Genomic DNA, 14,716 nt, shown 5'->3' on the forward strand with positions numbered 1-14,716 from the left:
GACCGATCAGGTTTCTGCCACCATGCGGGGGCGGCCGGCGGTGAGGCGGGGATGCGGAAAGGGGGCCGAGCCAGGGTGGCTCGGCCCCTTCGTGCGCGCGGTGGCTCAGGTGGCGTGCTGGTCCTGCGTGGTGACGGGGGTGTCGCCGATGGCATGCTGGTCGGCCAGGGCCGGGGTTGCCGAGCCGAGGCCGACGGCCACGGCGAACGCGGCGGCGACAAGCGTCTTCTTCGTGCGGGTCATTCCAACTCCTGGGATAGGAGAGAGCTTCCGGACGTGAAGTGACGCTAGTGACAGGGGGGCGATGGCGGTCCCTCAGCCGCAAACCAGTCGAACAATGACTCGATTGCACTGATGTTGCGCGGACATGCAGCGGCCGCGACGGCTCCCCCTCCGCGCCGCCGCGGCCGTCCCCCGTGCCCCCGCCGAAAAGTAGATCTAGTTCGTGGGCTCCGACGTCGCGTGCATGTCGTCGGTCGTGGCCGTGCCACCCGTGGCGTGCATGTCCAGCGGCTTGATCGTTCCACCGGTCGCGTGCATGTCCTGAGTGGTGATCTGGTCGGCGTCACCACCCGTGGCGTGCATGTCCTGCGGCTTGATCTCCGTGTCCTTCTTCGTCGCGTCAGCCATGTTGATCTGCTCCCCTTGGCATTTCTTCGTGATGGGTGGGCAAGGCCCGCCCGGCTGTTCCCCCGTGGACTGCCGGACGGGCCTTTCAGGGCCGCTCACATTAGTGCCGCGGCCGTCTGTCGCCCCGTCTGCCCCCCGACGCGACGGATCGACTGAGAAGAAGACTGCCGGATCGTGATAAACGAACGATGAACGCCTCCGGCGGGCGTCCTACGCAGCCGTCACGGTGGCAACGGCAGACAGCAGGGTGCGCACATCGGCCGCCTCGTGCGAACCCAGTTCCTCGTAGATGACCAGGGCCTCGCGCCAGCAGACCTGAGCGCGCCCGAACTGCCCGATCTCCCCAAGGGCGCGTCCGAGCACGGTGAGCACGTTGCCCCTCCGCCATTCGCCACCGATGCCTCGCAGCGCGGTCAGAGCCTGCTCGGCTTTGGTCGCGGCATCGGCCGAGCATCCGGCAGCGAGGTCGACCTCGGCGAGCCTGAAGAGAGTCATCCCTTCCCACAGGCGCTGGCGACTGTCCCGGAAGACGTCCAGTGCTTCCAGAAGTCTCTCCGTGGCAGCGGTGAACTGGCCACTCTGCGTGAGAGCCATGCCGAGCGCATAGCGACCGTTGGCACTTCGGAGGGCATGACCCAGGCTGTCGTATATGTCTATGCCCTGTTGGGCCAGAGACACAGCACTGTTGGTGCGGCCTGTGGCCAGGTGAATGCGCGACAAGTTGCACAGCGCGCTCGCCTCGCCCGGCCGGTCCTGAATCCGACGGAAGCTGTCGATGGCCTGGGTCAGATATGTCTCGCCGTCGTCGTGCCGGCTCTGGTAGAGCGCCATGATGCCGCGAGCATTCGGGGCCCAGCAGCCGGGCAACGGATCGAGGTCGGCTTCGACGAGCCGCATGACGTCCTCTGCCTCCTGCTCGGCCTGGTCGAAGCGCCCCGACGTGTGGTGCACATCGGCCAGTGTGACCAGAGCGCGCACCTCGGTGCGTCGGTCGTCGCAGGTGCGGGCAGCGTTCCGTACGGCAAAAGCGGTGGTCTCGTACTGTTTCGAGTTGGCACCGGACTCGCCCAGATCCAGCGCCGCCCAGAGAAGGTCCACGGCCCGGCGCAAGGTGCCGGGGCCGGTCGATTGGCGTACGTAGGCGAGAAGCGTGCCGGCTTCCGCGTAGAGCCAGTCCAGAGCCGCGTGCCGGTCCGCGAATGCGAGGCCCGGATAGCTCGTCGGTTCCAAGTGGTCCACCAATCGATCCCCCGGCCGCTCCAGCGCATACACCCCCGCTGCCGTGGCCAGGTAGAAGTCCAGCAGCCGCGACAGCGCGAACTCCCGCTCCTGGGGCGGTTGTTCGTCCCGCTCCGCACATGCGCGCGCGTAGAGCCGGACCAGGTCGTGGTACCGGTACCTGCCCGGCGCCGCCGACTCCAGCAGTGACGTGTCGACCAGGGACTCCAGCACGTCCTCCGCCGCATGCACCTCCAGGTTCAGCAGCGCTGCTGCCGCCGCCAGGGAGATGTCCGGGCCGTCCGCCAGCCCCAGTAGGCGGAACGCGCGGGCCTGGGCCGGTTCCAGCTGGCCGTAGCCGAGTTCGAAGGTGGCCTTCACCGCCAGGTCGCCCGCCTGCAGCTCGTCCAGGCGGCGTCGTTCGTCGGCGAGTTTGGTGGCCAGGACCGAGACCGTCCACGTGCGGCGGGCGGCCAGGCGGGAGGCGGCGATGCGGATGGCCAGGGGGAGGAAACCGCACGCGGCGACCACGTCCAGGGCCGCCTTGCGCTCCGAGCGGACCCGTTCCTCACCGACGATCCGGATGAAGAGCTGGAGCGCCTCCTCGGGGGACATCACATCGAGGTCCACCAGGTGCGCGCCCGCGAGGTCGACCATGCGGACGCGGCTCGTGACCAGCGCCGCGCAGCCTTCGGTGCCGGGGAGCAACGGGCGGATCTGGGCGGCATCGTGGGCATTGTCCAGGAGGACCAGGATGCGGCGGCCGTCGAGCGTGGAACGGTACAGCGCCGCCCGTTCGTCCAGGGAGTCGGGGATCGCCGAGTCCGCGGTGCCGAGCGCCCGCAGGAACGCACCGAGCACCGTCTCCGGCTCCGCCGCCCGCGGGCCCGCGCCCTGCAGGTCGACGTAGAGCTGGCCGTCCGGGAAGTGCGGGCGCGCCTGGTGGGCGACGTGCACGGCCAGGGTCGTCTTGCCGACGCCGCCGATGCCGGCCAGCGCCGATACCGCCATGACCGAACCCTCGGCGGTCGCCAGCCGGTCGCCCAGTTCGCGTACGAAGGAGGCGCGGCCGGTGAAGTCCGGGACCGTGGCCGGGAGCTGGGCCGGGCGGACGGCGGCCGGTGCGGGCGCCGCCTCGGCGGCCGGGTTGGCCAGTTCCTCGTCGGCCTGCAGGATCCGCTGCTGGAGCTGCGAGAGCTCCGGGCGCGGGTCCACCCCGAGTTCGTCGGCGAGCAGCCGACGCGTGTCGGCGTACACGGCGAGTGCTTCCGCCTGACGGCCGCTGCGGTACAGGGCGATCATGAGGAGTTCGCGCAGGCGTTCCCGCAGGGGGTGCGCCGCGGTGAGTGCGGTGAGTTCGGAGACCGCCTCCGCGTGGCAGCCGAGCTCCAGGTCGAGGTCGAGCCGGGTCTCGGTGAGCTGGAGCCGCCACTCCTCCAGCCGGGTGCGCTGGTTCTCGGCGTACGGCCCGGGGACGGAGGCCAGCGGCTCGCCGTCCCACAGCGCCAGCGCCTCATTGATCAGGGCACGGGCCCGGGAACGGTCGCCGCCGGCCCGCGCCTTCTCCGCGTCCGCGGCCAGCTCCTGCGCCGCCGTGAGGTCGAGCGCGTCGGGCCGGGTCCGTATCGCGTACCCGCCGGCGTTGCTGATCAGTGTGTCCGGGTCGAGGATCTTGCGCAGCCGGGAAGCGTATGTCCGTACGGCGGCGAGCGCCTGGGACGGCGGCTCCTCGCCCCAGATGGCGTCGATGAGTTCGGCGGCGGTGGCCGTGCGGCCGTCGCGCAGGAGCAGTGCGATCAGCAGCGCCCGCTGCTGCGGTGAGCCGGAGGGCAGTGGTTCGTCGCCGCGCCAGGCGCGTACCGGGCCGAGTACGGCGAAGCGGAGGCCGGTGTCGGCCGTCCGCTGCTGCGGAGCCCGCTGCTCCGGAACACGCGCGCGTGGCCCGTTGTCACGGTCCATTGATGCCCCCTGTCCTGCCCGCCCCGCCAGTCCTGCCCGTACCGCTGTTGCTTCCGCCCGGAAGGCCCACTGGTGCACCCATGTGGGCCGAGTCGATCCGGATTGCGCCCTACCGCTGGTATCGCGCTCAACAGTCTGCCTTGTCATGGGCGGACACGTCAGCAATGGGTGACTCTCTGCACAAGCCCTCGACAACGATTCGGGACCGGGGTCCGGTCACGATAGCTGACGGTTCGTCAGATTAGCGCTACCGTGGTGCATATGGAGACCTTCCCGAAGATCATCTCGGTGGACGACCACACGGTGGAGCCCGCTCATGTCTGGCGGGACCGGCTCCCGTCGAAGTACCTCGACCGCGGCCCGCGCATCGTCCGGGCCCCGCTGAAGGAAATGACCTTCATGGGCGGCAGGTTCGCACCGGTCATGGGTGCGCGGGGCGATGACGGCCCGATCGGTGACTGGTGGGTGTATGAGGACCTGCACCGGCCGCTGACCCGGCTCGACACCTCCGTCGGCTACGACAGGGACGAGATCAAGCTGGAGATCATCACGTACGAGCAGATGCGCCCGGGCTCGTACGCGGTGCCGGACCGGCTCGCCGACATGGACATCAACCATGTGCAGTCCGCGCTCTGCTTCCCGACCTTCCCGCGGTTCTGCGGTCAGACGTTCACCGAGGCGAAGGACCGCGAACTCGGACTGCTCGGCGTGCGGGCGTACAACGACTGGATGGTGGAGGAGTGGTGCGGCCCCGAGGCGCAGGGCCGGCTGATCCCGCTCACCCTCGTCCCGCTCTGGGATGCGCAGCTCGCCGCCGACGAGGTCCGACGGAACGCCGCGCGCGGGGTGCGGGCCGTCGCGTTCTCGGAGATACCTCCGCATCTCGGCCTGCCGTCCATTCACACGGACGAGTGGGATCCGTTCCTGCGGGCCTGCGACGAGACGGGCACCGTGATCGCGATGCACATCGGTTCGTCGTCGAAGATGCCGTCCACCTCGGCCGACGCGCCGCCCGCGGTCGGCTCGACGATCACCTTCGCCAACTGCTGCTTCTCGATGGTCGACTGGCTGATGAGCGGCAAGTTCGAACGCTTCCCGAACCTGCGGATCATGTACGCGGAAGGCCAGATCGGCTGGATCCCGTACATCCTGGAACGCGCCGACGTGGTCTGGGAGGAGAACCGGGCCTGGGGCGGAGTCGCCGACAAGGTGCACCGGCCGCCGTCGGAGCTGTTCGGCGAGCATGTGTACGGGTGCTTCTTCGACGACGCCTTCGGGCTGAAGAACCTGGATGCGATCGGCGCGGGGAACGTGCTGTACGAAACGGACTATCCGCACTCGGACTCGACCTGGCCCAAGTCCCGCGAGGTCGGCGAGGCGCAGATGGGACACCTGGACGCGGACGTCGTGGACCGGATCGTACGCCGCAACGCGATCGACCTGCTGGGGCTGACGGACGAGGGGCTGTGGGCGGGGCCGGGGGCGTGAGCGCGTAGGGCGGTGCGGCACGGGGCCCACCGTCTCCGGCGGGCCCCGCGGGCCGTGGTCAGGCCCTCACGACCGGCTCCTGGAGCTCCGTCACCCACTCGTCCTTGTCCTCGGGGCACTCCAGATTGACCTCCCGCGTGTAGCCGAGCGAGCGGTATCCATGGGTGTCCAGCCAGCGGGCCAGCGTCTGCTCGGTGGTCAGCACCCCGTCCATCGAACCGCGGTGGACGATGGTCGCCGCCTCGAACGCGGGCAGTTCCACCACCGTGACGCCGGTGTCGCCCACCGGGCCGGCCGGCGCCGTGACCGTCACCCCGGCGTGCACGACGATCGTGCCGTCGCCGTCCGGTGCGTCCTCGTACCGTGCGATGCCGGGACCGGTGGGCCTGATCCCGGCCGCTTCCAGCAGCGGGAACAGCCGGTCGTACAGGGGGTTGATCACCGGAGTGATGTCCTGCGGCTGGTAGCCCGCCGCCGTTCCCGTCAGCTCCGCCACGCGTACGGCAGGAACGGTCTTGATCACAACCTCGTCCGTGGGCATGTGCCCCTCGCTCTCGATCGACCGGAGCCTCGCCTCGACCTGGGCCAGCCGCGCCGCCGCTGCCGCCATGGCCGCCTCCAGCTCCACCTGCCGCAGCCGCAGCATCCCGCGCAGTTCCTCCGGGCCGACCTGTTCGTCGAGGACGGCCTGTACCTGCTGGAGCGTGAAGCCGAGATCCTTCAGCGCGATGATGCGGTTGAGGCGGGCGAGCTGGGCGGCACCGTAGAAGCGGTAGCCGGTGGCAGGGTCGGTACGGTCCGGCGGCAGCAGCCCGATCGCGTCGTAGTGACGCAGCATGCGGGCCGACACCCGTCCGTACCTGGCGAAGTCTCCGATGGTGAACATGACGTCTCCCAGTGCACGGCCTGACACGGTGTGAAGGTCAAGCGGATGCAGCGGTGGCCGGACGGAGCGGGGACAGGGGCGGGAAAGGGCAGGAGCCCCGTTCCCCCGCCGAAGCGGAGGAGCGGGGCTCCTTGGGTACTGCAATACCGGCCGCGATCGGCCGACCCGGGCAACTAGGCCGGGGTGACGTTCTCAGCCTGCGGGCCCTTCGGCCCCTGAGTGACGTCGAAGTTCACGACCTGGTTCTCCTCGAGGGAGCGGAACCCGGACGCGTTGATCGCGGAGTAGTGAACGAAGACATCCGGGCCGCCGCCGTCCTGGGCGATGAAGCCGAAGCCCTTTTCAGCGTTGAACCACTTGACGGTTCCGGTAGCCATAAGCCCTCCTTGGGCCAAAGGGTTGCCCTGCTCCAGAACCTGCAAAGAAGTCTGAAAACTACAAAAGCCTGCGGGTTACATGCTCCGCAGGCTCTGTACTGCAAGGGAAACCAAACTGCAACTTGGCGTTGAGCCTAGCACGCAGCATGTGTGGAGGGGTAGAGGGAAAGATCACTTCACTCGGATGTTTGATTGCCGTGCCGAGGAGCTGACGAACACGGCGGTCCGGGGGTCGCCCGGGAGCCGTCCGAGGACGCTCCGGACTCCCCCGGACGAGGGGATCGGGCGAGCCCCGAGCCCCGGTGGCGCCGCGTTCCCCGCACGGGTCTAGCCTCGCGATGTGGACAATTCAACCGTCTCTCCCGCAGCAGGCGACGACCGTCGCAGCCGGCCGCGCGTCGGCCACATCCAGTTCCTGAACTGCCTCCCCCTCTACTGGGGCCTGGCACGGACCGGGACCCTGCTCGACCTGGAGCTGTCGAAGGACACCCCGGAGAAGCTCAGCGAGCAGCTGGTACGCGGTGATCTCGACATCGGCCCCATCACGCTGGTCGAGTACCTGCGCAACGCCGATCAGCTCGTGGCCTTCCCCGACATCGCGGTCGGCTGCGACGGGCCCGTCATGTCATGTGTGATCGTCTCGCAGCGGCCGCTGGAGGAGCTCGACGGGGCCCGGGTGGCGCTCGGCTCCACCTCGCGGACCTCCGTACGCCTCGCTCAGCTGCTGCTCGCCGAGCGGTACGAGGTGTCGCCGGACTACTTCACCTGCCCGCCCGACCTCGGCCTGATGATGCAGGAGGCGGACGCCGCCGTGCTCATCGGCGACGCCGCGCTGCGCGCCTCCCTGCACGACGCGCCGAGGCTCGGCCTGCAGGTCCATGACCTCGGGCAGATGTGGAAGGAGTGGACGGGGCTGCCGTTCGTCTTCGCCGTCTGGGCCGCCCGCAAGGACTACCTGGCGGCCCACCCGGCCATGGTGAACGAGGTGCACCGGGCGTTCCTCGCCTCGCGCGACCTCTCCCTGGAGGAGGTCACCAAGGTCGCGGAGACCGCCGCGCGCTGGGAGGTCTTCGACGCGCAGCTGCTGGAGCGGTACTTCACGACGCTGGACTTCCGCTTCGGTACGGCCCAGCTGGAGGGCGTGAAGGAGTTCGCGCGCCGGACCGGACCGACGACCGGCTTCCCGGCGGATGTGGACGTCGAGCTGCTCGACCACTGATCCGCCGGTCGCCCGGCGCTATTCGTTGTCCGGTATTTATTTCCCGGTTCCGCGGATTCCCTTCCGGCGAATGCCGCGAATGCCGCGGCCGGCCACCCCGTACGCCGTATCCCCGAATAGGTGACGGTGTCCGGGGTGTGTCCGGGGCGAACCCGGGAATCGTTCGAGTGAACGATGTATTCGCGCCTTTCACGGTGTCGAAAACCGCTGTTCGTTCCCATAGGGGCGAAATCGGCGGATGGTTTCTCTGTGATCGCATGACCCTCGCCCCCTAGGCTTCGGTCGGAGGTCCGGCCGGTCCACAGGGGGAGTCCGTATGCAGCCGCTGGAAGCCGGCGAACCGCTCACCATCGGTCCCTACCGGCTGCTCGGCAGACTCGGCGCGGGCGGCATGGGCCGGGTCTATCTGGGGCGAAGCGCGGGGGGACGCACCGTCGCGGTCAAGGTCGTCCATCCCCACTTCGCGCTCGACGAACAGTTCCGGGCCCGGTTCCGCCTCGAGGTGGAGGCGGCGCGGCGGATCGGGGCGCAGTGGACGGCGCCCGTGCTGGACGCCGATCCGGACGCCCCCGTGCCGTGGGTGGCCACCGGCTATGTCGCCGGGCCCCCGCTGTCGGGAGCGGTCACCGAGCACGGACCCCTGCCCGAGCAGTCGGTACGGACCCTCGGCGCCGGGCTCGCCGAGGCGCTGGCCGCCGTGCACGGACAGGGACTGATCCACCGCGATGTGAAGCCGTCCAATGTCCTGCTCGCCCTCGACGGTCCCCGGCTGATCGACTTCGGCATCGCCCGCGCCATCGACGCCACCGCCTCGCTCACCTCCACCGGTGTCTCGGTCGGCTCGCCCGGCTACATGGCGCCGGAGCAGATCAGAGGTCTGGGCGTCTCGGGCGCGGCCGACATCTTCTCGCTCGGCGCGGTGCTCGCGTACGCGGCGACGGGCGTCGCCCCCTTCCTCGGCGACTCCTCGGCGGTGCTCCTCTACAAGGTGGTGCACGAGGAACCGGAGCTGGGCGAGATCGACGGCGAGCTGCGGGAAGTGATCGCCGGATGCCTGGCGAAGGACCCGGCGCGGCGGCCCACGCCGACGGAGCTCGCCCGGCGGCTCGCGCCCGACGGGGCGGCCGCGCAGGTGGCGGCGGGCTGGCTGCCCGGCACCCTGGTGCGTGAGCTCAGCCGGGCCGCCGTGGCGCTGCTGGACCTGGAGCCGCAGGACGCGCCGGTGCAGTCGGGGCCGGTGCCGTTCAGCAATGCGTTCCTCGATGCCCGGCATGCCGATGGGGCGCGTGGCGGCAACGGGGCGCAGGCTGCGAGCGGAGCGGGCGGCGACGTGCTCGGGGTGTTCGGGCCACCGGTCGAACCGGTCCTCCCGCCGCGGACGCACCAGGCGCACCCGGGGGCGGCCGGGGTCCGGGGGGACCACTCGGCCGGGCTGCCCGGTCCTCGTGACGCCGGACTCCACGCCTCCGGAACCCGCACCCCCGACCCCCGCTTCTCCGTCACCGTCAGTGCCGACGCCGCCCCCGATCGGACCCGCGGCCGCCGGCTCAGCTGCACCGTCGCCCTCGCCGTGGCCGGTGCGCTCGCCGCCGTGACCGTGGGCAGCGCCTTCCTCTTCGATCTGTTGCCGGGCGGCGGCAGCGACGGCGAGCACGGCGGGGTGGCCGAGCCCCCGTCCGCCACCGCGCCGCCGTCGACCCCGTCGGACGCGGGCACCGACGGCGCGGAACCGGTCACCGCACTGCCCAGGACGTTCGTCGGCACCTGGAAGGGGCCGCTGACCGAGAAGACCACCGGACAGCCGCACGGCACGCTCACCGCGGTGTTCACCGAGGGGAAGAAGGGCACGGACGTCGTCCGTATGAGCACGACGGTCTCCACCCTCGGAGTGACCGTCAGCTGCCACAGCATCGCCCGGCTCTCCTCGGGCACCGCCAGGGAACTGACGCTGCGGGAGCGCACCGACCCGGACCGCCCCGGCACCGCCGGGCTGTGCACGACCACCACGACCGACGTCGTCTTCACCCTCGCCGCCGACGGCACACTCCGCTTCAGGTCCGAGGAGCGGGGCGCGGGTCTTCCGTACGGCACGCTCAGCAGGTCCGGCCGCTGAGCCCGGCAAGGGCTGGCGTAGGCTGGATCGGTCCGTTGATCCGTTGAAAAACCGCCGAAAGGTGACAGCCCGGTGACCGAGAAGGCCGACCTCCAGCCCATCCTCGACCGAGCCGCCGAGGGCGGGCGGATCACTCCGGAGGAGGCCCTCGACCTCTACCGGTCGGCGCCCCTGCACGCGCTGGGCGCGGCGGCCGACGCCGTGCGCCGCCGCCGTTACGCCGGTACGGAGCACATCGCGACGTACATCATCGAGCGCAACATCAATTACACCAACGTGTGCGTCACGGCCTGCAAGTTCTGTGCGTTCTACGCCGCGCCGAAGGACACCGCCAAGGGCTGGTCCCGCGACCTCGACGACATCCTGCGCCGCTGCGCGGAGACCGTCGAACTCGGCGGCACGCAGATCATGTTCCAGGGCGGACACCACCCGGACTACGGCGTCGAGTACTACGAGGAGCACTTCTCCGCGATCAAGAAGGCGTTCCCGCAGCTGGTGATCCACTCGCTGGGCGCGTCCGAGGTCGAGCACATGGCCCGGATCTCCAAGGTCTCCGTCGAGGAGGCGATCCAGCGGATCCACGCCGCCGGTCTCGACTCCTTCGCGGGCGCCGGCGCCGAACTGCTGCCCGCCCGGCCGCGGAAGGCGATCGCCCCGCTCAAGGAGTCCGGCGAGCGCTGGCTGGAGATCATGGAGACCGCACACCACCTGGGTGTCGAGTCCACCTCCACCATGCTGATGGGCACCGGCGAGACCAACGCCGAGCGCATCGAGCACCTGCGGATGATCCGCGACGTGCAGGACCGGACCGGTGGCTTCCGCGCGTTCATCCCGTACACGTACCAGCCGGAGAACAACCACCTGAAGGGGCGGACGCAGGCCACGCTCTTCGAGTACCTGCGGATGATCGCCATCGCCCGGCTGTTCCTCGACAACGTCGCGCACATCCAGGGCTCCTGGCTGACCACCGGCAAGGAGGTCGGCCAGCTGTCGCTGCACTACGGCGCGGACGACCTCGGCTCGATCATGCTGGAGGAGAACGTCGTCTCCTCGGCCGGCGCCAAGCACCGCTCCAACCGGCTGGAGATCATCGACCTGATCCGCAAGGCGGGGCGCGTCCCCGCGCAGCGCGCCACGACGTACGAGCACCTCGTCGTCCACGACGACCCGGCGAACGACCCGGTCGACGAGCGCGTCGTCTCGCACATCTCGTCCACCGCGATCGAGGGCGGCACCGCGCACCCGGAGCTGAAGCTCCTGAACGCCAACTGAGGCACCTTTGCTGACCGTTCATGCCGCGCCGCTGGTCCTTCCGGTCGGCGCGGCTGCCGTTGCGCAGGGCGCGGTGGCCGTGGAGGGCGACCGGATCGTCGCCCTGGGGCCGTACGACGACGTCATGGCCGCCCACCCGGCGGCCCGCGTCCGCCGGTGGCCCGGCGTCATCGCCCCCGGTCTGCGGCAGTGGCACGCCGTCTGGCTGCTCACCCGCTGCTACCACCCCGACCCGCGCGAGGCGGACGAGCTCGGGGACCGGCCGTTGTGGGGCGAGGAGTTCGAGCGGCTGGCCGCCGGGATGGACGCGACGCGGCGGGCGGGCAGCGTACGGCGCGGGCTGCAGCAGATGCTGCGGTACGGGACGACGCACCTCGCGGGCCGGTTCCACGACCCGGCCGTCCGCACCGCCGTGGCCCGTTCGGGGCTGACGGAGGTCTCGCCCGTCGGCGCTCCCGGCATCCTCGTCGGCGAGCCCGGCCTGGACCCGTTCACGGAGGGGCACGACCTGCCCGGCTCCGCGCACGGCCCGCTCATCGTCGGCGCCCGCGCCGACCTCGCGGTGTTCGACGTTCCGGACGAGGCGGCGCTGTGCGCGGCGGGGGCCGCGACATGCGTGGCCACGGTGCTGGGAGGACGGCTGGTGTACCGGCGGCGCTGAGCGGGGCGGCATTCCGGCGGGGGGTGACCGGGGCGAATCGCAACGTCGTGCCCCTGGCCACACGGGCCCAGGATGCGGGAGGATCCCGCAGCGCCATGCTGCCCCCCCGCCCACGTGCTCCACCTGACAGGAGGATGTTCATGGCCTGCCGTATGTCCCGCGTTCTGCTCGCCGCGGCCACCACCACCGTGGCGCTCGCCACCCTCGCCGCCCCCGTCACGGCATCGGCCGCCGCTTCCCCGCAGGGGCGGGTCTTCATGGTCAACCCCGTGCAGTCCTCGGGGGACCAGAACCTGACCGACGCCAAGGACTCGGCCGCCGCCGTGCCCGCCGGCGCCTACGCCCTGGCCGCCCTGCGCAATCTGGACGGCAGCGGCGAACTCTCCGGAAAGTGGGCGTACATCAGGTCCGACACCGGATCCTCCGCGAAGGTCGCCGACGCGGGCACGTACACCCGCAAGGACGACCAGTTCGAGCAGGTGATGGCCTACTTCTGGGTCAACGAGGCACAGGAGTACCTGCAGAGCCTCGGCTTCGGCAGCGAGCTGCCCGGCGCCAACGACCGCGCTCAGCCCGTCCGCATCAACCAGTGGGGCGCCGACAATTCCTTCTTCACCGACAAGAAGGCCGAGATCCGCTTCGGCAAGGGCGGGGTCGACGATGCCGAGGACGCGGAGGTGATCGTCCACGAGTACGGGCACGCCGTGCACAACGCCCAAGTTCCCGGCTTCGGTACGTCGGAGGAGGCCGGGTCCATCGGAGAGGCTTGGGGCGACTACCTGGCTGTGTCCGTCGGCGCGTACGCGGACTCCGAGTACGGCTGGCCGCGCAAGACCGACCTGGGCTGCGTCGCGGACTGGGATTCCGTCGCGTACACCTCCTCCGTGCCGCACTGCCTGCGCCGCGTCGACGGCGACAAGACGTACGCGGACAAGGTGGGCGAGGTGCACGCGGACGGTGAGATCTGGTCGAGGGCCCTGTTCGACATCCGCGGCGCGCTCGGCGCGCGCGAGGCCGACCGGATCATCGTCAACGCCCAGTTCGGCTTCGCCCCGGACACCAGCTTCGAGGACGCGGCCCTGACGACGATCGCGACCGCGCAGCGGATGTACGGCAAGAGCGCGGAGGATGCCGTGCGGAAGGCGTTCCGGGGCCGGGGCATCCCGGGGGTGTGAGCCCGCGCCGGGGCCGGGCGGCGACGGCCTGCCGCCGGCCCCGGCGAATGTCCACGCGTCCCCTCCGTTCGTCCACGGCCTCCGCACCGGCCGCAGCGACACGCTCGGGGCACCACCACGGCGCCCGCCACGCGTATGCGGGTCCGCCGATGGCGGGCACGCCGCGACGCCCGGCGGCCCTGCGGAGTGCGGCCACATGCCTGGCGTCCGCGTCTCTTAGCCGCCACGGACGGACTCCTGCTTCGGTTCCATCGGGAACGTCTCCGCGTAACGGACCAGGGCGAGGAAGCGGGAGTCCCCGGCGACGCCGAGGAGTTGGTCCGCGGTGACCGGCGCCGAGACCATCGCCGAGTCGTCGCCGTCGGCCGAGAGGAGGACGGTGCTGTCCCCGTACACGAAACGGAGGCTGACGCCGACGATGGTCCTGCCGTCCTTCTGGTTCCCGGCCGCGGAGACGACACGGGCCACGCGGCCGTCCGGCAGCTTCGCCTCCTTGCACTGGAACATCTTCTTCGGGTTGTCCCTGCAAGGCGCCTCACCCGGGGCGTCCGCGGAGCCGCCGGTCGGGCGCACCGAGAAGACGACGGGGAAGACCCGCCCGTTCGACCCGCCCTGGTACCGGCTGACGGCCAGGTCGACCGGGCGGACGGTTCCGAACCCGGCCGGCAGCAACGTGTCGAGCAGCGCCGCGGCCTGCTGCTGGAACTGCTCCTGCCGCCTGCGCTCGGCGGCAGGCAGTCCCGCCATCGACGATTCGCCGGGGGTGGGCTCGACGTGCACGGGGGTGCGCGACGGTCCGGTGGGGACCGGCGTCGGCATGGCGGTGCCGTCCGGCGCCCCGGGAGCGGCCCCGACCTGTCCCGCGACGCTGCCCGTGCCCCAGGAGGGCAGCGTCGCGCCGAACGTTCCGAGCGCCAGCACTGCGGCCACCCCGGTGCCGACCGCCACCCGGGCCCGCGCACGGCGCCGGCGCCCCTGGACGAGGGCGACGGGAACCAGGTCCGGAAGCGGCGGCGCCCCTTCGGCCGCCTCGGCCATGGCCGACCGGATCAGCAGCAACTCGTTCTCCCGTGCGTTCTCCTGCGCGCTGTCGTACGGCGCACGACCTGAAGACATGTCCACGACGGTTCTCCTCAGCTGCGAGTGGTGTAGAGATGCGCGTCGCCCAGCCGCGTGCGCAGCGTGACGAGCGAGCGCGAGCACTGGCTCTTGACGGTGGACTCGCTGCAGCGCAGCAGCTCGGCGACCGTGTGCACCCCCAGGTCCTCCCAGTAGCGCAGGACGACCATCGCCCGGGCGCGGGGCGGCAGTTCGGCGAGCGCGGTCAGCAGGGTGACCGTCAGCTCGGGACCCACCGCGGGCGGCGGGGCGTCGACATGGCTGTGGGCGAGGAAGTCGCGGAGCCGGCGGCGGCGCTCGGCGAGATAGGTCCGGGTCAGGACGGTGCGCGCATAGGCGGTGGGATGGTCGGCCGTGCTCGCCCGGTGCCAGTGCTGGAAGAGCTTGGCCAGCGTCGTCTGGGTCAGATCGCGGGCGCTCTCCGCCTCACCGCACAGCAGATATGCGGTCCGGTACAGACGCCGTTGGTTCGACCGGGCGAATTCCTCGAAGCCGGTGGCGTCCCGGGTACGGTCTGCGGTCATCTGCCCCCCCTCTCCGGTTCTCAGTGGTTTCTCACCCGTCTACTGAGTGCTGTCGCACCCAAAAGGTTGAAGCCG

The 14,716-nt window shown here is 70.8% G+C and carries 13 protein-coding genes; 6 read left to right on the forward strand and 7 right to left on the reverse strand.

Translation table 11 applies throughout. The features are described 5' to 3' along the window. Positions 1–105: 105 nt before the first annotated feature. The 3 genes from LRD69_RS18865 to LRD69_RS18875 form a co-directional block, all read right to left on the reverse strand. Positions 106–243, reverse strand: a complete 138-nt coding sequence (locus LRD69_RS18865; RefSeq protein WP_277327758.1) for a hypothetical protein — start codon at positions 241–243, stop codon at positions 106–108. Between the two features lie 195 nt (positions 244–438). Then, on the reverse strand, positions 439–630 hold the full coding sequence (locus tag LRD69_RS18870; protein ID WP_030975677.1) for a hypothetical protein: 192 nt from the start codon (positions 628–630) through the stop codon (positions 439–441). 210 nt (positions 631–840) lie between these two features. After that, complete coding sequence (locus LRD69_RS18875) at positions 841–3,807, reverse strand: BTAD domain-containing putative transcriptional regulator (RefSeq protein ID WP_277327759.1); 2,967 nt, start codon at positions 3,805–3,807, stop codon at positions 841–843. A gap of 261 nt (positions 3,808–4,068) precedes the next feature. Between LRD69_RS18875 and LRD69_RS18880 the strand changes: the two genes are divergently transcribed. Next, positions 4,069–5,295 (forward strand): amidohydrolase family protein, encoded by a 1,227-nt coding sequence (locus LRD69_RS18880; protein WP_277327760.1) that lies wholly within the window; start codon positions 4,069–4,071, stop codon positions 5,293–5,295. 58 nt (positions 5,296–5,353) lie between these two features. Here LRD69_RS18880 and LRD69_RS18885 read toward each other — a convergent pair whose 3' ends face one another. Then, positions 5,354–6,181: a MerR family transcriptional regulator gene (locus LRD69_RS18885; RefSeq protein ID WP_277327761.1), complete on the reverse strand. Its 828-nt coding sequence runs from the start codon at positions 6,179–6,181 to the stop codon at positions 5,354–5,356. A gap of 173 nt (positions 6,182–6,354) precedes the next feature. Further along, entirely contained in the window at positions 6,355–6,558 is a 204-nt protein-coding gene (locus LRD69_RS18890) for a cold-shock protein (RefSeq protein WP_003967102.1), read from the reverse strand. A 340-nt stretch (positions 6,559–6,898) separates the two neighbouring features. On the opposite strand from LRD69_RS18890, the gene LRD69_RS18895 reads away from it, so the two are divergent. The 5 genes from LRD69_RS18895 (at position 6,899) to LRD69_RS18915 (ending at position 12,998) form a co-directional block, all read left to right on the forward strand. Next, positions 6,899–7,777, forward strand: coding sequence for a menaquinone biosynthesis protein (locus tag LRD69_RS18895; protein ID WP_277327762.1), 879 nt, complete (start codon positions 6,899–6,901; stop codon positions 7,775–7,777). A 316-nt stretch (positions 7,778–8,093) separates the two neighbouring features. Further along, a complete protein-coding gene (locus LRD69_RS18900; RefSeq protein WP_277327763.1) occupies positions 8,094–9,890 on the forward strand; it encodes a serine/threonine-protein kinase in 1,797 nt (598 codons plus the stop codon). A 72-nt stretch (positions 9,891–9,962) separates the two neighbouring features. After that, positions 9,963–11,162, forward strand: coding sequence for a cyclic dehypoxanthinyl futalosine synthase (gene mqnC / locus LRD69_RS18905; RefSeq protein WP_277327764.1), 1,200 nt, complete (start codon positions 9,963–9,965; stop codon positions 11,160–11,162). A 7-nt stretch (positions 11,163–11,169) separates the two neighbouring features. Beyond that, positions 11,170–11,823, forward strand: a complete 654-nt coding sequence (locus tag LRD69_RS18910) for a hypothetical protein (RefSeq protein ID WP_277327765.1) — start codon at positions 11,170–11,172, stop codon at positions 11,821–11,823. 140 nt (positions 11,824–11,963) lie between these two features. Next, positions 11,964–12,998: a M36 family metallopeptidase gene (locus LRD69_RS18915; RefSeq protein WP_277327766.1), complete on the forward strand. Its 1,035-nt coding sequence runs from the start codon at positions 11,964–11,966 to the stop codon at positions 12,996–12,998. Between the two features lie 216 nt (positions 12,999–13,214). Here LRD69_RS18915 and LRD69_RS18920 read toward each other — a convergent pair whose 3' ends face one another. Further along, positions 13,215–14,114: a hypothetical protein gene (locus tag LRD69_RS18920; protein ID WP_277327767.1), complete on the reverse strand. Its 900-nt coding sequence runs from the start codon at positions 14,112–14,114 to the stop codon at positions 13,215–13,217. A 17-nt stretch (positions 14,115–14,131) separates the two neighbouring features. Continuing rightward, the gene (locus tag LRD69_RS18925; RefSeq protein WP_277327768.1) at positions 14,132–14,641 is read right to left on the reverse strand and encodes a SigE family RNA polymerase sigma factor; all 510 of its coding nucleotides are present in this window, start codon (positions 14,639–14,641) and stop codon (positions 14,132–14,134) included. Positions 14,642–14,716 lie beyond the last annotated feature (75 nt).

The organism is Streptomyces sp. JH14 (genome assembly GCF_029428675.1).
Classification (GTDB): Bacteria; Actinomycetota; Actinomycetes; order Streptomycetales; family Streptomycetaceae; genus Streptomyces.

Excerpts from the sequence above, each read along its gene's own strand:
- LRD69_RS18865 (WP_277327758.1), bottom strand. The coding sequence starts at position 243 with ATGACCCGCACGAAGAAGACGCTTGTCGCCGCCGCGTTCGCCGTGGCC.
- LRD69_RS18870 (WP_030975677.1), bottom strand. The coding sequence starts at position 630 with ATGGCTGACGCGACGAAGAAGGACACGGAGATCAAGCCGCAGGACATG.
- LRD69_RS18875 (WP_277327759.1), bottom strand. The coding sequence starts at position 3,807 with ATGGACCGTGACAACGGGCCACGCGCGCGTGTTCCGGAGCAGCGGGCT.
- LRD69_RS18880 (WP_277327760.1), top strand. The coding sequence starts at position 4,069 with ATGGAGACCTTCCCGAAGATCATCTCGGTGGACGACCACACGGTGGAG.
- LRD69_RS18885 (WP_277327761.1), bottom strand. The coding sequence starts at position 6,181 with ATGTTCACCATCGGAGACTTCGCCAGGTACGGACGGGTGTCGGCCCGC.
- LRD69_RS18890 (WP_003967102.1), bottom strand. The coding sequence starts at position 6,558 with ATGGCTACCGGAACCGTCAAGTGGTTCAACGCTGAAAAGGGCTTCGGC.
- LRD69_RS18900 (WP_277327763.1), top strand. The coding sequence starts at position 8,094 with ATGCAGCCGCTGGAAGCCGGCGAACCGCTCACCATCGGTCCCTACCGG.
- LRD69_RS18915 (WP_277327766.1), top strand. The coding sequence starts at position 11,964 with ATGGCCTGCCGTATGTCCCGCGTTCTGCTCGCCGCGGCCACCACCACC.
- LRD69_RS18920 (WP_277327767.1), bottom strand. The coding sequence starts at position 14,114 with ATGTCTTCAGGTCGTGCGCCGTACGACAGCGCGCAGGAGAACGCACGG.
- LRD69_RS18925 (WP_277327768.1), bottom strand. The coding sequence starts at position 14,641 with ATGACCGCAGACCGTACCCGGGACGCCACCGGCTTCGAGGAATTCGCC.